The organism is Flagellatimonas centrodinii, from assembly GCF_016918765.2.
Taxonomy (GTDB): domain Bacteria; phylum Pseudomonadota; class Gammaproteobacteria; order Nevskiales; family Nevskiaceae; genus Polycyclovorans; species Polycyclovorans centrodinii.
Genome location: NZ_CP092104.1, coordinates 3299434 through 3318407, shown reverse-complemented (window position 1 = coordinate 3318407; position 18974 = coordinate 3299434). Strand labels below are relative to the sequence as shown.

Below are 18974 nucleotides of genomic sequence, written 5' to 3'. Positions count from 1 at the left end.
GGGATGCCTTTGACGTCGCGCGGCCCGGCAGCCGTGCTCCTGCTGTGCGGGCTGGTGCTGGTCAGCGCTTGCGACCGTGCAGGTGGTGGTGACGACGCCGTCGCCGACCTGGTGGAGCAGGTTTCGCCCTCGGTGGTCAATATCAGTACGGTCAGCGATCCCCTGGGGCTGCCCGTCGGACATCCGGCGGTGGACGAGGAATCGGACCTGAGTGCGCCGCAATCGCTGGGGTCAGGATTTGTGTGGTCGGCGGATGGCTATGTGCTGACCAACTACCACGTGATCCGCGACGCCCGTGAAATCTTTGTCCGCCTGCTCGACCGGCGTCAGTTCGAGGCCACGCTCGTCGGTCACGATGAACCGAGCGACCTGGCGCTGTTGCGCATTGATGCCACCGGCTTGCCGGCGGCGCGTCTGGCCGATGCCCGCCTGGTTCGGCCCGGACAGCAGGTATTGGCCATTGGCTCGCCGTTCGGTTTCGACTACTCGGTCACCGCGGGCATCATTTCGGCCAAGGGCCGCGCGCTCGACAGCGAGCAATACGTGCCGTTCCTCCAGACCGATGCGGCCATCAACCCCGGCAACTCCGGCGGGCCGCTGTTCAACCTGCGTGGCGAAGTGGTGGGGGTCAATTCGCAGATCTTCAGCCAGACCGGTGGCAGCACAGGCGTGGCGTTTGCGATTCCGGTGGACGTGGCGGACAAGGTGGCGCGGCAATTGCGCGACCGGGGCACCGTCACCCGCGGCTGGTTGGGCCTGGTGGTTCAGGCCGTCAGCCGCAGTCAGGCACGCGAGCTGTCGCTCGACAAGGCCGAGGGCGCCTGGGTCACCGATGTACTGCCGGATTCACCGGCGGAACAGGCCGGGCTTCGCGCGGGAGACGTGATCCTGCGATTCAACGGTCAGGCGCTGCCGAGCTCCCGCGAACTGCCGCCGTTGGTCGGCAGCGTCGACCCGGGTGACATGGTGACACTGGACCTGGTGCGGGATCGCCGCAGGGTGGAGATCCGGCTGGAAGTCGGCACGCTGGATGGCTCGGCCGCCGCCCGACCCGATAGTGATTTGGCGCCCCTCCGGCCCACCGTGTCGCCATCGCCCCCGCCGCTGCAGGCCGAGGTGGGTGGGGCGCTGGGATTGGTGATCCGCGCCCTGAGCCCGGAGGAGCGGCGTGACGCCCAGGTCCTGTCAGGCGGGGTTCGGCTGACCGAAGTGCTGGATGGCCCGGCGTTGCGGGCCGGCTTGCGGCCCGGCGATGTACTGTTGCAGTTGAACGGGCAGACTGTCGACTCGCCGGACCGCTTCGACGAAGTGGTTGCCCGCCTTACCCCCGGCGCGACGGTGCCGGTACTGGTCCAGCGGCGAGGTGCGCCATTGTTCCTGGCGCTCGATATTCCGCTTGCCGAACGGCAGGGTCGCCGGTGAGTTACCGCCTGCTTACCCGCCCCGGCTGTGAGCTCTGCGAGGATGCCGCGCTGGCCATCCGGTTCGACGGCCGAGTCGAGGTGGAGCTGGTCGATGTCGACAGCGATCCCGATTGGAAGCGCCGCTACGGCGACCGTATCCCGGTGCTGCTCGACCCCCAGGGGCTGCTGCTGCTGAGTGGTCGAATCGACGCCGAAAGCCTGTCCGCGCTCTGGTCGCGCGGGGGCTCCGCTATACTGCGCGGCGCCGGTTCTCCGGCCGACAGCGACGACTAGGGCCTGAGGCCGGCGGCGTCGAAGTCGGCGGCAGCGGGCGTTGCGGGCTTCGGCCCGGCGCCGGGCCGGTGTTGCACCACCACCCGCCACCCAAGGCGTCCACCTGTCGTTCCCGTCGCCGTCCGCAAGGCGGCCGTTCTCACAGCGTCGCGCCGGACCTCTCGGATTCATGAAGCAGTCCCTCCCAAATATCCGCAACTTCTGCATCATTGCCCATATCGATCACGGCAAATCAACGCTGGCCGATCGCTTCATTCAGCTCTGCAAGGGGGTGGAAGAGCGCGAGCTGCAGGAGCAGATGCTCGACAGCAATCCGATCGAGCGTGAACGCGGTATCACCATCAAGGCGCAGGCGGTATCGCTGGACTACACCGCTGCGGATGGCGAGACCTATCAGCTCAACCTGATCGATACCCCTGGGCATGTCGATTTCTCCTACGAGGTCTCCCGATCGCTGGAAGCCTGTGAGGGTGCCTTGCTGGTGGTCGATGCCTCGCAAGGGGTGGAGGCCCAGTCGGTTGCCAACTGCTACACCGCGTTGGAACAGAACCTGGAAGTGCTGCCGGTGCTCAACAAGGTCGACCTCCACAATGCCGAGCCGGAGCGGGTGGCCGACGAGATCGAGCAGGTTATCGGCATCGAAGCGAAGAATGCCCTGCGCATCTCCGCCAAGACCGGCCTCAACGTCGCGGCTGTACTCGAAGCGGTGATCGAGAAGTTGCCGCCGCCGCAGGGCGATCCCGATGCCCCGCTGCAGGCGCTGATTGCCGATTCCTGGTTCGATCCCTATCTGGGCGTGGTGTCGCTGGTGCGCATCATCAGCGGTGAAGTGCGCAAGGGGCAGAAGATCCGCGTGTGGTCGACCGGCAAGGACCACGAAGTGACCATGCTCGGCGTCCACACCCCCAAGCGGGTGTTCAAGGACCGCATCCGGACCGGCGAGGTGGGCTTCCTGATCGCCGGCATCAAGAATATCTTCGGCGCGCCGGTGGGGGATACCATTACCGATGCAGCGCGACCCTGCGCCGCGGCGCTGCCCGGGTTTCGCAAGGTACAGCCGCGAGTATTCGCCGGCATGTTCCCGATCGATGCCGATGACTTTGAAGATTTTCGTGAATCGTTGCAGAAGTTGCAGCTCAACGATTCCGCCCTGCAGTTCGAACCGGAAAACTCCAGCGCGCTGGGGTTCGGGTTCCGGATCGGCTTTCTCGGCATGCTGCATCTGGAGATCGTGCAGGAGCGGTTGGAGCGTGAGTACAACCTCAACCTCATTACCACGGCCCCTTCGGTGGTGTACGAGGTGATGGGCAACGACGGCGAGACCTACAAGATCGAGAACCCGGCCGAGCTGCCGCCGCCGGGTGAGTATCAGGACCTGCTGGAACCCATCATCAATGCTCGTGTGCTGATGCCGCAAACCCATGTCGGCCCGGTGATGCAGCTGTGCATGGAGAAGCGGGGGGTGCAGAAGAATCTTCGCTATCTTGGTTCGCAGGTGCAGCTCGAGGTGGAGATGCCGATGGCGGAAGTGGTGGTGGATTTCTTCGACCGCCTCAAGAGCGTGTCGCGGGGCTTTGCCAGCTTCGAGTACGAATTCGTGCGGTTCCAGAGTGCCGACCTGGTAAAGCTTGACGTGCTGGTCAACGGCGACAAGGTGGATGCGCTGGCCAGCATCGTGCATCGTGATAGTGCCTACCCGCGTGGTCGCGATCTCTGTGAGCGCATGCAGGAGGTGATTCACCGGCAGATGTTCGACATCGCCATTCAGGCGGCGATCGGTTCCAAGATCATCGCCCGGACCACGGTAAAGGCACTGCGCAAGGACGTGATTGCCAAGTGCTATGGAGGGGATGTCTCCCGCAAGCGCAAGCTGCTGGAGAAACAGAAAGAGGGGAAAAAGCGGATGAAGCAGATCGGTAGCGTGGAAATCCCGCAGGAGGCCTTCCTGGCGGTGCTTGGCGTGGACCGCCGCAAATGAACGCGGCCCATCCGATGTTCCACTGGGACTTCATGGTCATCCTGACGCTGGCGGCGGGGATTACCGGTCTGGTGTGGCTGGCCGACCGCGTGTGGCTGGCGCCCCGGCGTGCCCACGGCGGGGAGGAAGCTCGGGCCAACGGCGCGGTCGAGTTCTGCCGCTCATTTTTTCCGGTGATCGTGGTGGTGCTGGTGTTGCGGGCGTTTGTCGCGGAGCCGTTCCGCATTCCCTCCGGCTCGATGATCCCGACCCTCAGCGTCGGTGACTTCATTCTTGTAAACAAATTCTCTTATGGTCTGCGGGACCCGGTGTTCCACCGTCGTCTGGTGCCGGTCGGTGGCTGGCCTGAGCGCGGTGACGTGGTGGTGTTTCGCTGGCCGGTGGATCCTTCCAAGGATTTCATCAAGCGCATCGTCGGTCTTCCCGGCGACCGGATCACCTACATCGACAAGCAGCTTTTTCTCAACGGTGATCCGGTCGCGCTCACGCCGGCTGGCGTGTTTTCCGGGCCTTACGGTTCGGTCCATAGGCTTGAAGAGGCGCTGGGTGAAGACGGCCACCAGATCATCGTCAACCCTGAACGTCCCGCCGACGATTTCGACTTCGTCGTGCCCGAGGGCGAATACTTCGCCATGGGCGACAACCGCGACGGCAGCGACGACTCCAGGCGCTGGGGCACGGTGCCGGCCCAGAACCTGGTGGGCAAGGCCTTCCTGATCTGGATGAGTTGGGACAGTGAGCGCTATCGTGTCGACGTCTCACGTATCGGTATGAAGGTTCGCTAGGTCCCTAGGAGTGGTCATGCTCAATCGTCAACAACAACGTGGTCTCGGCTGGTTCGGGATGCTGTGCCTGTTCGCTGGCATCGGCATCGTCACCCTGCTGGTGTTCACCTGCCTGCCGGTCTATCTCAACCAGATGAAGATCGCACGTGCGGTCAATGCGGTTGCCCTTGATGCCCCAGGTAGTGTCACCGAGGTTCGCAAGGGTCTGCAGCGCTACTGGGATATCGAGAGCATCGAGGAGCTGAGCCCCAAGGAAGTCCGCGTGGTGCGGACCAGTGGCGGCCGCCAGCTGAGCTATTACTACGAGGCACGCCGTCACCTGGTCGCCAACGTGTCGCTGGTGCTGGAGTTCGAGGACAGCGTGCCGATGTCAGGCGCGGGCCTTTGACCCCTGCGGGGCTGCAGACGGCGATCGGCTATCAGTTCCAGTCGCCGGCGCTGCTGGAACAGGCGCTGACCCATCGGTCCTGCGGTGGCAGCAACAATGAGCGGCTCGAATTCCTCGGCGATGGTCTGCTCAACGCTGTCATCGGGTCCGCGCTTTATGCGTGTCGGCCACGAGATGACGAGGGTGCGCTGTCACGTCTGCGGGCCAGTCTGGTGCGCGAGGCGACACTCGCCGGTATCGCCCGCGGGTTTGAGCTCGGTAGCTTGCTGCGGCTCGGTGAGAGCGAGCGCAAAACCGGCGGTCACCGTCGCGACTCGATTCTGTCCGACGCGCTCGAGGCGCTTCTCGGCGCGATCTGGCTCGATGGCGGCTTCGAGGCCGCACAGCGCTGCTGCCTGGACTGGTTCGCCGCGCGGCTGCAGGCGCTGCCGGACCCTGAATCGCTGAAGGACCCCAAGACCCGCCTGCAGGAATGGCTGCAGGGACAGGGGCTGGCATTGCCGGGCTATCAGGTACTGGCGGCTGATGGACCGCCACATCGCCGCCGCTTTACCGTCCGTTGCACACTGGCGGGCGACCCGCGACACGCTGAGGCGGAAGCGGGCAGCCGGCGCGAGGCAGAACAGCGGGCGGCGCGTCTGCTGCTTGAACAATTGGGGGTGGTCATGCGACCGGTCCCGCAGGAGAACGGTGATGCATAGCGGACTGGTATCGGTGGTCGGTCGTCCCAATGTCGGCAAGTCGTCGCTGGTCAACGCGCTGGTCGGGCGAAAGGTGAGCATCGTCAGCCACAAACCGCAAACCACCCGGCACCGCATCCAGGGTGTGGTGCACCGGCCCGAAGGCCAGATCGTCTTCGTCGATACTCCGGGCCTTCACCTTGGTGGCAAGCGCACCCTCAACCAGGTGATGAATGACGCCGCGGTGGGTGCGCTCGCCGATGTCGATGTGGTGCTGTTCGTGGTCGAGGCCGGTCGCTGGACCGACGAAGATGCGGCCGTGTTGACACGCCTTGCACGGCTGCAAACCCCTGTCGGGCTGGTGGTGAACAAGATCGATCGCATCGCCGACAAGGCGACCCTACTGCCGCTGTTGGCGGAACTGTCGGCCCGGCATCCGTTTGCGTTCGTGGTGCCGCTGTCGGCCATCAAACGGCAGAATCTCGATCCGCTGCTGACAGAATTGATGGCGCGGATGCCCGAGGGCCCGCCGCTGTATCCCGAAGAGATGGTCGTGGGGTATGACGATGCCTTCGGCCTGGCCGAACTGATTCGCGAGAAGCTGGTGCGCAACCTTCACCAGGAGTTGCCCTACGCCACCACTGTCGGCATCGAGTCGTTCGAACAGGAAGGTCGTCTTGATCGCGTCCACGCGGTGATCTGGGTCGAACGTGAAGGGCAGAAGGGCATCGTGGTCGGCGAGAAAGGCGAGCAGCTGCGCAAGATTGGTGAAGCCGCCCGCCGCGAATGGGAGCGTCAGCAGGGCCGCAAGCTGTATCTGAAGCTGTGGTGCAAGGTGCGCGAGAACTGGAGCGACGACATGCGCTCGCTGCAACAGTTCGGTATTGGCGGCGACTGACATGGCGGCAGGGCAGTCGGGGCCCGGGCCACTGACGCCAGCGTATGTGCTGCAGGCGCGACCCTATGGCGATACCTCGCTGCTGATCGAACTGTTCACCCAGCACCGTGGGCGGGTGGGTGCCATTGCCCGCGGTGCGCGCGGGCCCCGCAGCCGCATGCGCGGATTGCTGCAGCCGTTCGTGCCGCTGCAGGTCGGTTTGCAGGGGCGTGGTGAACTGCAGACCCTGAGCCTTGCCGAGGCCGATGGCACCCCGACACCGCTGACGGGTGAGCGGGTGTTCTACGGTTGGTATGTCAACGAGCTGTTGCTCAAATTGCTGGCCCGCGATGACCCCCACCCCCGGTTGTTTCCGGTGTACGCCCATGTCTTGCTGAGGCTGCCTGACGCGGCTGCCGACGACGCCTTGCGCCACTTCGAGCGCCACTTGCTCGACGAGATCGGCTTCGGCCTGGCGGCGCCGGATGATCTGCGTCGGGCGCAGCGCTACCGCTGGACCGCCGAGGTCGGACTGCAGCCGGACGGGCGTGGATCGGTGTCGGGCGACACCGTAGAGCGGTTGCTGGCCGACCAGCCGTTGCCGGACGCAGCCGGGCGTGAGGCCCGGCAACTGCTCCGTGCCATACTCGACGCCGCCCTGGGCGGACGACCGTTACAGACGCCGCTGCTGTTGCGGCGCCTGCGGGCCCGGCTCGGCGATAATACGGCCCCCTCCCGTTGAGATCGGCTCATGCATTCCGCCGTCATTCCCCCACTGCGTCTGGGCGTCAACATCGACCACGTGGCCACCGTCAGGCAGGCACGCGGTACGGCTTATCCTGATCCGGTCGAGGCCGGTCTGATTGCCGCCAGCGGAGGCGCTGACAGCCTCACCATCCATCTGCGTGAGGACCGGCGTCACATCCAGGACGATGACGTGGTGCGGCTGGTGGCCCGCAGTCCGGTACCGGTGAACCTCGAGATCGCAGTCACTGGCGAAATGATCGCGCTGGCCTGTCGCGCCCGACCGGCATTCGCCTGTCTGGTACCGGAGCGACGCGAAGAGGTCACCACCGAGGGCGGCCTCGACGTGGTGCGGCATCGCACCGCCGTGCGTGACGCCTGTCGTCGGTTGATGGCCGAGGGGATCGTTCCGGCGCTGTTCATTGATGCCGATGATGACCAACTGGCGGCGACCGTTGAGGTCGGCGCGCCGCAGGTCGAGATCCACACCGGCCGTTACGCCGATACCGGTGGCGAGGCGCAGCGCGTGGAGCTGACGCGGATTCGCCATTTCGCGCGGCAGGCCCTGACGGCGGGTCTGGAGGTGCACGCCGGCCACGGGCTGCACCTCGACAACGTGGCGGCGATCGCGCGCATCCCGGAACTGGTGGAGCTCAACATCGGCCACAGCATCATCGCCCGCGCAATTCTGGTCGGGTTGCCGGCAGCGGTCGCGGAAATGCGGCGCGCGATGTCCGAGGCGCGTGTGATCGCCGCATGATCCTCGGGCTCGGTAATGACCTGATTCGTACCTCGCGCATCGCGGCGGTCTGGCAGCGGCATGGCGACCGCTTCTGCCACAAGTTGCTGATGCCGGCCGAACAGGCGGCGCTGGCGGATGTGACCGACCCGGTCAACCGCTTGGCCAAGGCCTTTGCCGCCAAGGAGGCGCTGGTGAAAGCCTTGGGGACCGGATTTCGCGGCGTCAGCCACGTCGACAGCGGTGTGTTGCGCGCCGTCAACGGGGCGCCGCGACTGGTGTTCAGCGCCCGGCTCGCGGGGGTGTTGCAGACCCGCGGGATCGAGCTGGCCCATCTGGCATTGACCGATCAGGACGATTGGGTGCTGGCCACCGTGGTGCTTGAGGGTTCAGGCCCGCGACGCCCGCCGCCGCTGGAGATCGTTTAGGGCACGGCCGACGGCACTGCGGATGGCCTGACATTCGGCCTTGACCTCGGCTACCGCATCGACCTGCTGCAGGCGTTGCTCGAGGGTTCCGGCGCATTGTCGGAGGTCACCGAGATGATAGAACGCGGCGGTCCCGCGCAGCTGATGGGCCGCCTCGCGGGCGGCAGGCAGGTCGTCGCGCTCGCAGGCAGCGTCGAGTTCTTCCAGCTGCAAGGGTAGCTCCTCGGCCAGCAGCTGCAGCAGCTCGGGGTCTTCCACCAGCAGTTGCGATGACGGTGCGGGACGCGACTGCTGGCCCGGCTGCAGGGCGTGCAACAACTGCCGTTCGTCGAAGGGCTTGAGCAGAATATGATCGGCACCGGCATCCAGAAAGGCGCGGCGCTCCTCGGGCTCCAGATGGGCGCTGATCGCCACGATGCGGGCACCGTCACCGCCCTCACTGCCGCGTATGGCCTCGGTACAAGCGGCGCCAGAAAGCCGCGGCATGCGGCCATCCAGCAGCACGAATTCGGGGCGGTGCTCGCGCCACAAGGCCAGGGCTTCGGCGCCGTCGCGTGCCTCCAGAACGTCGAGACCGAGGTCGACGCAGAGCAGCGACAGGTACCGCAGGTTGGCGACATTGTTGTCGGCCACCACCGCCCGGCGGCCGTTCAGCGGACGCTCGGTTCGGGTTTCGGTGCTGAGGTCGAGCAGGGTTTGCAGCAGCGTCTGCCGACCGACCGCCTTCGGCAGGCAGGCGGCCGCCCCCAGAGCGCGCACCCGCAGTTGCACGTCCAGCGAAGCCGAGGCCACCAGTGCCAACAGCGGGGGGCGGTGTTCCGCGCAACGTTGCAGCACCGGGCGCAGGCGCTCCACATCGGCGGGCCGTAGCCCGACCACCACCAGCGACGGCAGGTTGTGGGCCAGCTGCAGGCGCTCGTTGAGGGCTTCGGCGGTTTCAAAGCGCACCACGTTGAGTCCCCAGAAGGCCAGACTGTGGGTGAGCGCCAGGCGTGCCGTATCGTGGGGTTCCAACAGCCAAACCGTGCGTTCCGCGAGACGGCGGTCGGGCAGGTCGCGGCTGCTGGCGTCGGCCGGCAGGCGCAGCGGCACCAGCACGCTGAAGATCGAGCCACTGCCGAGGGTACTTTCCAGCGTCACGTTGCCGCCCATCAGCTCTGTCAGCTTTCGACTGATCGACAGCCCCAGGCCGCTGCCGCCGCTGCTCGGCCCCGCCTGCTGGAACGGCTGAAACAGATTGGCTTGCTGCTCGGCAGAGATACCGATGCCGGTGTCGGCCACCGTCAGTCGCAACCACAGATGCCGTTCATCCTCGCGCTCGCGCATCACCCGCAGCACCACTTCGCCCTGCTCGGTGAACTTGATGGCATTCGACAACAGGTTGGTCAGGACCTGCCGCAAGCGCTGGGCATCGCCGGACAACCATTGGGGGACGTCGTGATAGACGATGCGGACCAGTTCCAGCGACTTTTCGTAGGCCAGTGGCGCCAGCAGTGTGGTGACATCTTCAATGACGTCGTGAACTTCGAAGCGCTCCTCGTGCAGGCGCAGGCGTCCGGCCTCGATACGGCTCCAGTCGAGGAGGTCGTTGATCATCGTCAGCATGCCGCGCGCCGACTTGTCGAGGGTGGCGACGTACTGTTCCTGTTCCGCATCGAGCGTGGAACGGCGCAGTAGGTCTGCATAGCCGAGGATCCCGGTGAGCGGTGTCCGCAGCTCATGCGACAGATTGGAGAACAATTCCGACTGCGAGCGGGCTGCCGCCTGGGTGGTGTGCAGGGCACGTCGCATCTCGGCATTCATCTCCTGCAACCGCTCCTGGTCGGCCTTGAGCCGGGCGGTGGTCTGCATGACCAGGGTGTCCTGGTGGTCGCGCAACTGGGTGATGGTCCGGCCCACCTCGTTGAGAGGCTCGGCCACGGCCTGCGCGTACGCCGGCAGGTCGGCCGGCGCCCGCCGCTCGCGACGTCCCTGGGCGAGGTAGCGGGCTACGGTGGCGAGGACGCGCCAAGGGCGCGCCAGTCGCGTCGCGACCCAGGCCAACAGGAGCGCGGTTCCGACCCAGATGCCCCCGAGCAGAAGGCGCAGACCCAGCGACAGTCCGGCGGGGTCGAGCAACATCAGCAGCGCGGCGCCGCCGGCCGCCAGCCACAGCAACGGCAGCACAAACCAGATGGCGAACGGGAACCAGCGGCGGAGGAGGGCTAGCGAGGTCATGACAGTTCATTTTCGCCGCAGGGCGGCCGGTCGGTTACGATTCCGTCCATGCACACCATGACGCTTGCTGACACCATCGGCAACACCCCCCTTGTTGAACTCACACGGCTGCCCGGAATTGGCGACAACCGCCTGTTCGCCAAGCTGGAAGGCAACAACCCCGCGGGCTCGGTCAAGGACCGGCCGGCCTACTCGATGATCCGGCGCGCGCAGGAGCGCGGCGAGATCCATCCCGGCGACACCCTGATCGAGGCGACCTCGGGAAATACCGGTATCGCCCTGGCGATGGCGGCGGCCGTGCTGGGTTACCGCATGGTGCTGGTGATGCCGGCACACATGAGCGCGGAGCGCCGGGCGACCATGCGGGCGTTTGGCGCCGAGATCGTGCTGGTCAGCCAGGCAGAGGGCATGGAAGGCGCACGTGACCTCGCCGACCGGATGGCAGCCGAAGGTCGTGGGCGGGTGCTCAACCAGTTCGCCAACCCGGACAACCCGCGCGCGCACTACGAGGGCACAGCACCGGAAATCTGGGAGGCCACAGGGGGCTCGATCACGCATTTTGTTTCCAGCATGGGGACAACGGGCACCATCATGGGCTGTTCGCGCTACCTGAAGGAGCGGAACCCTGATATTCGTATCGTCGGTGTTCAGCCCGATGGCGAGTCATCCATTCCCGGTATCCGCAAATGGCCGGAGGCCTACCTGCCGCGCATCTTTGAGCGGCCGCGGGTCGATGAGGTCATCGAGGTCGCCACGGCCGATGCTGAACGGGTGATGCGCGAGATGGCCTCGATCGAGGGGCTGTTCTGCGGGCCATCGTCGGGCGGTGCCATGTGGGCCGCCTTGCAGCTGTGCCAGCGTGTGCAGGGCGCAACCATTGTGTCGATCGCCTGCGACCGGGGGGATCGCTACATCTCCACCGGTCTGTTTCCGGCATGAGGCGTCGCAATCGGCGCCCGCCCGAGGGTGAATTCCTTGCCGAGGTGGTGGATTTGGCGGAAGACGGTCGGGGGGTAGCACGGCTCGACGGCAAGGTGGTCTTCATTGCCGACAGCCTCCCCGGTGAACGGGTGCGCTTTCGCTATGTCGATACCGGGCGCGCTGCCGACGAGGGGCAGACGGTCGCGGTGGAGGTTGCCAGTCCAGATCGGGTCGAACCCGGCTGTGCCCATTTCGGTCTCTGTGGCGGCTGTGCCCTGCAGCACCTGGCGCCCGAGGCGCAGATCCGCTTCAAGCAGAAACAGATGCTCGATGCCCTGGCGCGTATCGGCCAGGTCACGCCGGAGGCCGTGGCGCCCCCCATTACCGGCCCGGTCTGGGGCTACCGGCGACGCGCCCGCATCGGCGTCAAGAAGGTCCCGAAAAAGGGGGGAGTGCTGGTGGGGTTCCGCGAGCGCCGCAGCCACTTTCTGGCCCAATTGCAGTCCTGCCCGGTGCTCGATCCCCGGGTCGGCGAGCGCCTGCGGGTGCTGGCCGATGCCTTTGCGCGCATGAGCATTGCCGACCGCATTCCGCAAATCGAGATGGCTGCCGCTGACCACGTTTGTCTTGCCGTGCGGGTGCTGGCGCCGCCGAGCGAGGAGGACCTCGCGATCCTGCGGCAGCTGGCGCTGGATACCGGTCTGGAAATCCGGCTGCAGCCGGGCGGGCTCGACAGCATTACGCCACTGACGCCGCCGGCGCAGGTTCTGGACTACTCGCCGGATGGGTCTGACCTGCGGCTGCAGTTCCGGCCCGCCGATTTCATCCAGGTCAACGGCTTCATCAGCCAGCGGGTGGTCAATCAGGCCATCGAATGGCTGGCACCGCGCGCCGGCGAGCGTATCCTTGAACTGTTTTGCGGCCTCGGCAATTTTTCGCTGCCGCTGGCGCGACATGGGGTCGAATTGGTGGCCGTGGAGGGCGACACCGGACTGGTGCAACGGGCCCGTGACAATGCTGCCCGTGCCGGCCTGACCGTTCGCTTCGAGAAAGCCGACCTGTTCACCAGTGGGGCCGATGCTGACTGGCTCGCCGGCGATTTTGATCGCGTTCTGCTCGATCCGCCCCGGAGTGGTGCCGAAGCCATGATGCCGCTGATCGCCGCCAAACAGCCGCGCAGTATTGTTTACGTTTCCTGCCATCCGGGCACACTGGCGCGCGATGCCGGCACGCTGGTTCGTGATCACGGGTATCGTCTGACCCGGGCCGGGGTCATGGATATGTTCCCGCACACCGCCCATGTCGAATCGATGGCCTTGTTCGAGCGTCTCTGAGTCACCGGGTCGATCCCGTCCGCCATCGGCACAATGCCGCATCTTCAACCCCTCATGGCCTCTCCATGCCGCTAGAAATCGAACGAAAATTCCTGCTTCGCTCTGATGCCTGGCGCAGCGAGGTCGGTCGGTCGCGGCGGATGGCCCAGGGGTATCTGGTGGACACCGGGGGGCGTACCTCCATCCGCGTGCGGGTGGCGGGCGACGATGCGCGCCTCAACATCAAGGCGGCGGTGGTGGGTGCAGCCCGTGCCGAGTTCGACTACCCGGTGCCGCTGATGGATGCGCAGGAGATGCTCGACACCCTGTCGGTCGGTCGGGTCGAGAAGACCCGTCACTTCATCGAGCGCGACGGACTGACCTGGGAGATTGACGAATTTCATCTCGAGAACGACGGCCTGGTCGTCGCAGAGGTGGAGCTCGCAACGGTCGATCAAACCATCATCACGCCGGACTGGCTGGGGCAGGAGGTCACCGAACTCTCCCGGTATTACAACCATCAACTGGCCTTGCGCCCCTTTTCACAGTGGAGCCCCAGGGAACGTGGTTGAAATCGATATCGATCTCAGCGCCCAGCAGTTGCGGCTGGTCGAGGCCGGCCGTGATCGGATGGTGGTGCCGGTGTCGACCGGTGCCAATGGCATCGGCGAGATCAATGGCTCCGGTTGTACACCGCGCGGTCGGCACCGGGTGCGCGCGATGATCGGAGCCGGGCTGCCGGAGAACGCCGTCTTGCGCGGTCGGCGCTGGACCGGCGAGCTGTGGACCGCCGAAGCGCACGCCGCGCAGCCGGGCCGCGACTGGATCCTCACCCGTATCCTCTGGTTGTCGGGCACCGAGCCGGGCTTCAATCGACTGGGCTGTGTCGATACATTTCGTCGCTACATCTATTTGCACGGTACGCCGCCCGTCACCGCCCTCGGCACGCCTGGCTCCAAGGGCTGCATCCGCGTGGCGAATGACGCCATCATTGAACTCTACGACCGCATCCGGCCGGGTACGCCGGTTTACCTGCATGCCTGACACTCCCTTGATCGGCCCCCTGATGATTGATGTCGGCGGGCTGGAATTGACGCCCGAAGACCGCGAGCTGCTGGCCCATCCGTTGGTCGGCGGGGTGATCCTGTTTACCCGCAACTATCGCGATCCTGAGCAACTGAAGCGCCTCTGTGACGACATTCACGGCATCAAGTCGCCGCGGTTGCTGGTGGCGGTGGACCATGAAGGGGGGCGAATCCAGCGGTTCCGCGTCGGCTTCAGCCGTCTACCGGCGATGCGCAGCCTGGGGCAGCGCTATCAGGAGTCGGCGCCGATGGCGTTGGACGAGGCGCGCACGGTGGGGCGCACCATCGGCGACGAGTTGGCCGCCTTCGGTATTGATCTGCCCTTTGCCCCGGTGCTGGATATCGACCATGGCGTGTCCGGTGTGATCGGCGACCGCGCTTTCGCCGATGACCGCGACACCCTGGTGGCACTGGCCCGGGCCTTTCGCAGCGGTCTCAACGCCGCCGGCCTCGCCGCCACCGGCAAACACTACCCGGGACATGGGGCAGTGACGGCCGACAGCCACCACGAACTGCCAGTGGATCGTCGGTCGCTGGCGGAGATCGAGCGTACCGAGCTGATGCCGTTCCGGGCATTGATCGAAGACGGCATCGAGTCACTGATGACCGCGCATGTACGCTACACCGCGGTGGATCCGACGCCGGCATCGTTGTCGCGTCGCTGGATCAAGGACATCCTGCGCAAGCAGCTCGGCTTTCAGGGCGTGGTGTTTTCGGACGATCTGTCGATGGGCGGGGCGGCCGCCATCGGCGACATGGAAACGCGCGCGCGGATGGCACTTGATGCCGGGTCGGACATGTTGCTGGTGTGCAACGATCGGGCTGCTACGCTTGGGTTGGTGGACGCGTTGCGCAACGTGCGACCCCGCCCCACCGCCAGCGTCCGCCTGCAGACGCTGTACCGCCGGCCCGCGCAAGGGAGTTCGTCATGAGCCGCTATGAAGAAGCCCAGGCAGTGTTGCAGAACGCCGACTGTCTGCATGATGCTGCCGCTGTCGGGGCCGCCTACGATCGTCTGGCCCGCGCCGTGCGCGCCGAGTACGGGCAGCTCGATCCGCTATTGCTGTGCACCATGATCGGTGGCCTGGTGCCGACCGCCGAGTTGATCAAGCGACTCAATTTCCCCTTCGAGCTGGATTACCTGCATGCCACCCGTTACCGCGGTGAGACGGTAGGTGCAGGGCTGGTGTGGAAGGCGGAGCCGAGTACCCCATTGGAAGGCCGTCATGTGCTGGTGATCGACGACATCCTCGATGAAGGCCATACCCTGGCTGCGATTCAGTCTGCCATTCTCGGTCAACGGCCCGCCAGTCTGAAGACGGTTGTGCTGGCCGAAAAGCTGCACAAGCGCAAGGCGCCCGGCGTCAAGGCCGAATTCATCGGCCTCACCGTACCCGACCGCTACGTGTTCGGCTGCGGCATGGACTACAAGGAATATCTGCGCCATCTCCCCGCCATCTACGCCGTCCGGTTGGCAGGGGCATCGACATGAAGGCACCGCTGGCGGTCATCGGCGGCACCGGCATGAACCAATGGCCGGGGCTGACCACGGTCGCCCACCATCGCCTTGAGACACCCTGGGGGCTACCGTCGGCGCCGCTGCAGGAAGGCCAAATCGGGGGACATCCGGTGGTGTTCCTGGCGCGCCATGGCGAGGGCCACCGGTTGCCGCCACATGCAATCAACTACCGCGCCAACATCGCCGCCCTGGCGCAGTTCGGGGTGCGGGGCGTGGTGGCCATCGCTGCGGTGGGTGGTATCGCGCGCTGGTTCCCCCCCGGGGCGCTGGCGCTGCCGGCGGACCTGATTGACTACACCTGGGGGCGGGCGCACAGCTATGCCGACGGCAGCGACGGCGCGTCGCTCGACCATGTGGAGTTCACTGCCCCCTATGACGCCGCGTTGCGCCAGTCGCTGCGCGACAGCGCCCGCCACAGTGGCGTGGCGTTGGCCGGCGAGGGCGTGCTCGGGGTGACCCAGGGCCCGCGCCTGGAAACCGCCGCCGAGATCCGCCGCATGGCCCGCGACGGCTGTGACATGGTCGGCATGACCGGCATGCCCGAAGCGGCTCTGGCGCGTGAGCGCGGACTGCCCTACGCCTGTCTGGCAGTGTCGGTGAACTGGGGAGCGGGAGTGATGGGCGAGGGTGATATTCACGCCGAGATCGCCCAGTCGATCGAGACCGGGATGGCGCAGGTGCGGCGTCTGCTGGGCGACCTGCTGCAGCGGCAGCCATGAGCCCGGCCTCGGCCTCGCAGACAGAGCTGGCACCCGAGGACGCAGACGCGTTCCGGCGTATCGACCGGATGCTGAGTGAACAGACGGCGGTCGAGATCGCCAGCCTGCCGCGAACCCGCGTCCTGCGTCGGCTCGACAAGCGTCTGCGGCGGCAGGCGCTGGAATCACTTGCAGCCTATGCCGATCTGCTGTCACAGCAGCCTGAGGAACTGCAACTGCTGGCACAGCATTTGCTGTTACCGCAAGCACAGATCTTTCGTGACCCCGAACTTCATGCTGCCCTCGCACGCGCCCTACCTCGATGGTTTGCCGATTGCACGCGACCGCAGGTCTGGGTGCCCGGGTGCGGCCCCGGGGAAGAAGTTGTCGCCCTGGCCCTGCTGATGGGGCACGTTCTCCAGGACAGTCCTGCCGCTGCCGGCTGGCGCCTGCTGGGATCCGATGTTGATCCCGAGGCGCTGGCCCTTGCACGCAGTGGCCGTCTTTCCGCGTCGGAGTTGCGCGCGGTGCCGTCGGACCTGCGGTCACAGCTGCTGGCCGACGCCGACGGCGGTGCCACGTTGCAGCCGGCGTTGCTCGAACGCTGCAGTTTTTTGCTGCACGACGTGGTCGAGCCGCCGCCCCTTAACGGGATCGATTTGATCAGCTGCCGTAGCGTCCTTGAAGGGCTTGCACTGCCCATGCAGCGTCAGGTTCAGGAGGCGTTGCACGGCGCGCTGCACCCGCAAGGCCACTTGCTGGTCGGCGCCCGCGAGCGCGCACTGGTACACCCCGACCTGTTTGCCGCTCACCCGGACGATCGCGATATCGCCTTGCCCGTGCTGTTTCGTCGGGTCGAACGGCGCCAGCGTCGGCACAGTCCCCAACCGGCGGCGATCCCTGCCGCCGAGGCGCTGCTGTCAGTGTTGCGGGAGCCCGCCGTCGTGGTGACCAGCGAGGGTCGCGTGGTGACGGCCAACCCCGCCTTCAGCGGCCTGGTCAATCGGCCCCTCGACCATTTGGTGAACAGCGACGCACGGGTCTGGCTGCAACCCGATGCTCTGTTTTCGGATGTCGGCAGCGAACAAGACGACAAGAAGGCGATGGTGCGTGCGGTGTCAGGCCTCAAGCCGGTGCGGGTCAGTACCCGCCCGTTGGGGGCAGACGCATTGCTGGTGTTGCGGCCCGAGCCAGCCGCGGCCGACGGGGCCCCGGCCCTGACCGCCAATCAGCGGCGGTTGAACATGATCGGCGCGCTGTTGCGGGAAGCGGTGATCACCACCGACGGCGAAGGTCATATCGTCGAATTCTCGGGTGCCGCCGAACGATTGACCGGTTGGCGGCGCGACGAAGCACTGGGACAGCCTTATGAACGGGTACTGCGGCTGCTGGATGCCGGCGGCACGGCGGTCGACCAGCTGCTGCTGGCGGTGCTGTCAGCGACGCCGCAGGCCCTGAGTCGCGAAGACTGCACACTGGTTGCACGCGACGGCCGCCGGATCAGTGTCCGTGTGGATGCACTGGCACTCGACGAAGCCGGTGCGGGTGCGATCGTGGTCATCGCCGATACCACCGAGCAGATCCTGCTGGCCGAACAGCTGGCCTATCGTTCCACTCATGATCCGGTGACCGGCCTGGTCAACCGTGACGAGTTCGAGCGGCGCCTGTCGACCGCCTTGCTGGGTGCACGACGGCAACAGGTGCGGCACCTGTTCGCGTATCTGGATCTCGATCAATTCAAGGTGATCAACGACACCCTTGGTCACTTTGCGGGTGATGAGCTGTTGCGTCAGTTCGCCAGCCTGCTGCGCGGCCGACTGCGGCCGCAGGATACCCTCGCGCGCCTGGGTGGTGATGAGTTCGGCATCCTCATCGACGGCCTCGAAACCGATGAGGCCCTGCGTCTGGTCGAGGGGCTCATGGAGGCCGCGCGGCAGTTCCGCTTTCAGTGGGAGGGTCGCGCCTATGGCCTGACGTTGAGCATCGGCGCGGTGCCGATTGATGCGCATACCGCCGGCGCCGCCAGAGTGTTGTCGGAAGCGGATGCTGCCTGCTACGCCGCCAAGGATGCCGGCCGTGATCGTCTGCGGGTGGCTGGCGTCAGTGACGAGTTCTCACGGCGGCAGGGCGAGATGGGCATGGTTGCGCGGATCAACCGCGCCCTTGATCACCACCGGTTCGAGCTGCACTACGAGGACGTGGTGCGGTGTGGCGAGCCGACGCAGGTGGTGTACCGCGAATTGCTGGTACGCCTGCGTGATGAGGATACCCCCGGGAAACTGGTGCCCCCGAACCTGTTTATCCCGGCGGCGGAGCGGTTTTTTCTGATGGGTGCGCTCGACCGCTGGGTCGTCAACGCGGCGCTGGCGGGGATTGCCCAGCGCCCGGTCGACGGTGTGCTCTACGCGGTCAATCTTTCGGGCCTGACCGTCAACGACGAGAAGTTCGTTGGGTATCTGCTGTCGCGCTTCGATCACTATGGCGTGGCGCCGGAACAGTTGTGCTTCGAGATCACCGAGACGGCGGCGATCACCCATCTCAGTGAGGCACGGCGATTCATCCAGCGTCTGGCCGATGTCGGCTGCCGGTTTGCACTTGACGACTTCGGTGCCGGCATGGCGTCGTTCTCCTACCTGCGCAACCTGCCGGTCAGCTTCATCAAGATCGATGGCAGTTTTGTCCGCTCGATGCTGCAGAGTCGCGTCGATCGCGGCATGGTGGATGCGATCAACCGCATCGGGCACGAGATGGGGTTGAAGACCATTGCCGAGCACGTCGAAGAGCCGGAACTGTTGAAGACGCTGGCCGCGATGGGGGTGGACTATGCGCAGGGCTGGGCGATTTCGCGAAGTCGCCCCTTCAGCGAATTGCTGGGTGAGGGCGGTGGCGGTGGCGGCGGCTAGTC

General features: G+C 65.9%; 19 protein-coding genes. 18 read left to right on the top strand and 1 reads right to left on the bottom strand.

From position 1 onward, the window contains the following. The first annotated feature begins 3 nt into the window (after nt 1-3). The 10 genes from JN531_RS15935 to acpS all read left to right on the top strand — a co-directional run bounded on the left by JN531_RS15935 (nt 4) and on the right by acpS (nt 8316). Nucleotides 4-1422, top strand: a complete 1419-nt coding sequence (locus JN531_RS15935) for a trypsin-like peptidase domain-containing protein (RefSeq protein WP_228349840.1) — start codon at nt 4-6, stop codon at nt 1420-1422. Beyond that, on the top strand, nt 1419-1697 hold the full coding sequence (locus JN531_RS15930; protein WP_228349839.1) for a glutaredoxin family protein: 279 nt from the start codon (nt 1419-1421) through the stop codon (nt 1695-1697). The genes JN531_RS15935 and JN531_RS15930 overlap by 4 nt, the downstream gene beginning before the upstream one ends. 169 nt (nt 1698-1866) lie before the next feature. After that, nucleotides 1867-3675: a translation elongation factor 4 gene (lepA, locus tag JN531_RS15925; RefSeq protein WP_228349838.1), complete on the top strand. Its 1809-nt coding sequence runs from the start codon at nt 1867-1869 to the stop codon at nt 3673-3675. Beyond that, nucleotides 3672-4460: a signal peptidase I gene (lepB, locus tag JN531_RS15920; protein WP_366522385.1), complete on the top strand. Its 789-nt coding sequence runs from the start codon at nt 3672-3674 to the stop codon at nt 4458-4460. The genes lepA and lepB overlap by 4 nt, the downstream gene beginning before the upstream one ends. A gap of 16 nt (nt 4461-4476) precedes the next feature. Then, nucleotides 4477-4848, top strand: a complete 372-nt coding sequence (locus JN531_RS15915; RefSeq protein ID WP_228349837.1) for a DUF4845 domain-containing protein — start codon at nt 4477-4479, stop codon at nt 4846-4848. Further along, on the top strand, nt 4845-5549 hold the full coding sequence (gene rnc / locus JN531_RS15910; RefSeq protein ID WP_228349836.1) for a ribonuclease III: 705 nt from the start codon (nt 4845-4847) through the stop codon (nt 5547-5549). Before JN531_RS15915 ends, rnc begins: the two co-directional genes overlap by 4 nt. Then, nucleotides 5542-6426 carry a GTPase Era gene (gene era / locus JN531_RS15905; RefSeq protein ID WP_228349835.1) on the top strand — a complete coding sequence of 295 codons (885 nt, stop codon included), beginning with the start codon at nt 5542-5544 and terminating at the stop codon, nt 6424-6426. Before rnc ends, era begins: the two co-directional genes overlap by 8 nt. A gap of 1 nt (nt 6427) precedes the next feature. Further along, on the top strand, nt 6428-7147 hold the full coding sequence (recO, locus tag JN531_RS15900; protein WP_228349834.1) for a DNA repair protein RecO: 720 nt from the start codon (nt 6428-6430) through the stop codon (nt 7145-7147). Nucleotides 7148-7156: 9 nt separating this feature from the next. Then, nucleotides 7157-7909, top strand: coding sequence for a pyridoxine 5'-phosphate synthase (locus JN531_RS15895; protein WP_228349833.1), 753 nt, complete (start codon nt 7157-7159; stop codon nt 7907-7909). Then, nucleotides 7906-8316 carry a holo-ACP synthase gene (acpS, locus tag JN531_RS15890; RefSeq protein WP_228349832.1) on the top strand — a complete coding sequence of 137 codons (411 nt, stop codon included), beginning with the start codon at nt 7906-7908 and terminating at the stop codon, nt 8314-8316. Before JN531_RS15895 ends, acpS begins: the two co-directional genes overlap by 4 nt. On the opposite strand, the gene JN531_RS15885 is transcribed toward acpS, so the two are convergent. Further along, the gene (locus tag JN531_RS15885) at nt 8278-10533 is read right to left on the bottom strand and encodes a hybrid sensor histidine kinase/response regulator (protein WP_228349831.1); all 2256 of its coding nucleotides are present in this window, start codon (nt 10531-10533) and stop codon (nt 8278-8280) included. The genes acpS and JN531_RS15885 overlap by 39 nt on opposite strands. Nucleotides 10534-10581: 48 nt before the next feature. On the opposite strand from JN531_RS15885, the gene cysM reads away from it, so the two are divergent. From cysM to JN531_RS15845, 8 genes are all read left to right on the top strand, one after another. Next, nucleotides 10582-11472, top strand: coding sequence for a cysteine synthase CysM (gene cysM / locus JN531_RS15880; RefSeq protein ID WP_228349830.1), 891 nt, complete (start codon nt 10582-10584; stop codon nt 11470-11472). Continuing rightward, complete coding sequence (gene rlmD / locus JN531_RS15875; protein ID WP_228349829.1) at nt 11469-12788, top strand: 23S rRNA (uracil(1939)-C(5))-methyltransferase RlmD; 1320 nt, start codon at nt 11469-11471, stop codon at nt 12786-12788. The genes cysM and rlmD overlap by 4 nt, the downstream gene beginning before the upstream one ends. Before the next feature lie 65 nt (nt 12789-12853). Continuing rightward, a complete protein-coding gene (locus JN531_RS15870; protein WP_228349828.1) occupies nt 12854-13339 on the top strand; it encodes a CYTH domain-containing protein in 486 nt (161 codons plus the stop codon). Then, nucleotides 13332-13811, top strand: coding sequence for a L,D-transpeptidase (locus JN531_RS15865; RefSeq protein ID WP_228349827.1), 480 nt, complete (start codon nt 13332-13334; stop codon nt 13809-13811). Before JN531_RS15870 ends, JN531_RS15865 begins: the two co-directional genes overlap by 8 nt. Next, on the top strand, nt 13804-14784 hold the full coding sequence (gene nagZ / locus JN531_RS15860) for a beta-N-acetylhexosaminidase (protein ID WP_228349826.1): 981 nt from the start codon (nt 13804-13806) through the stop codon (nt 14782-14784). Before JN531_RS15865 ends, nagZ begins: the two co-directional genes overlap by 8 nt. After that, nucleotides 14781-15344, top strand: coding sequence for a hypoxanthine-guanine phosphoribosyltransferase (locus JN531_RS15855; protein ID WP_228349825.1), 564 nt, complete (start codon nt 14781-14783; stop codon nt 15342-15344). The genes nagZ and JN531_RS15855 overlap by 4 nt, the downstream gene beginning before the upstream one ends. Beyond that, complete coding sequence (locus JN531_RS15850) at nt 15341-16090, top strand: S-methyl-5'-thioinosine phosphorylase (RefSeq protein ID WP_228349824.1); 750 nt, start codon at nt 15341-15343, stop codon at nt 16088-16090. Before JN531_RS15855 ends, JN531_RS15850 begins: the two co-directional genes overlap by 4 nt. Next, on the top strand, nt 16087-18972 hold the full coding sequence (locus tag JN531_RS15845) for an EAL domain-containing protein (RefSeq protein ID WP_228349823.1): 2886 nt from the start codon (nt 16087-16089) through the stop codon (nt 18970-18972). Before JN531_RS15850 ends, JN531_RS15845 begins: the two co-directional genes overlap by 4 nt. Nucleotides 18973-18974 lie beyond the last annotated feature (2 nt).

Coding starts and splice junctions, on each gene's coding strand:
- nagZ (WP_228349826.1), top strand. CDS start 13,804: ATGCCTGACACTCCCTTGATCGGCCCCCTGATGATTGATGTCGGCGGG.
- era (WP_228349835.1), top strand. CDS start 5,542: ATGCATAGCGGACTGGTATCGGTGGTCGGTCGTCCCAATGTCGGCAAG.
- JN531_RS15915 (WP_228349837.1), top strand. CDS start 4,477: ATGCTCAATCGTCAACAACAACGTGGTCTCGGCTGGTTCGGGATGCTG.
- recO (WP_228349834.1), top strand. CDS start 6,428: ATGGCGGCAGGGCAGTCGGGGCCCGGGCCACTGACGCCAGCGTATGTG.
- JN531_RS15885 (WP_228349831.1), bottom strand. CDS start 10,533: ATGACCTCGCTAGCCCTCCTCCGCCGCTGGTTCCCGTTCGCCATCTGG.
- JN531_RS15850 (WP_228349824.1), top strand. CDS start 15,341: ATGAAGGCACCGCTGGCGGTCATCGGCGGCACCGGCATGAACCAATGG.
- lepB (WP_366522385.1), top strand. CDS start 3,672: ATGAACGCGGCCCATCCGATGTTCCACTGGGACTTCATGGTCATCCTG.
- acpS (WP_228349832.1), top strand. CDS start 7,906: ATGATCCTCGGGCTCGGTAATGACCTGATTCGTACCTCGCGCATCGCG.
- rlmD (WP_228349829.1), top strand. CDS start 11,469: ATGAGGCGTCGCAATCGGCGCCCGCCCGAGGGTGAATTCCTTGCCGAG.
- JN531_RS15855 (WP_228349825.1), top strand. CDS start 14,781: ATGAGCCGCTATGAAGAAGCCCAGGCAGTGTTGCAGAACGCCGACTGT.
- JN531_RS15870 (WP_228349828.1), top strand. CDS start 12,854: ATGCCGCTAGAAATCGAACGAAAATTCCTGCTTCGCTCTGATGCCTGG.
- JN531_RS15845 (WP_228349823.1), top strand. CDS start 16,087: ATGAGCCCGGCCTCGGCCTCGCAGACAGAGCTGGCACCCGAGGACGCA.
- lepA (WP_228349838.1), top strand. CDS start 1,867: ATGAAGCAGTCCCTCCCAAATATCCGCAACTTCTGCATCATTGCCCAT.
- JN531_RS15935 (WP_228349840.1), top strand. CDS start 4: ATGCCTTTGACGTCGCGCGGCCCGGCAGCCGTGCTCCTGCTGTGCGGG.
- cysM (WP_228349830.1), top strand. CDS start 10,582: ATGCACACCATGACGCTTGCTGACACCATCGGCAACACCCCCCTTGTT.
- JN531_RS15895 (WP_228349833.1), top strand. CDS start 7,157: ATGCATTCCGCCGTCATTCCCCCACTGCGTCTGGGCGTCAACATCGAC.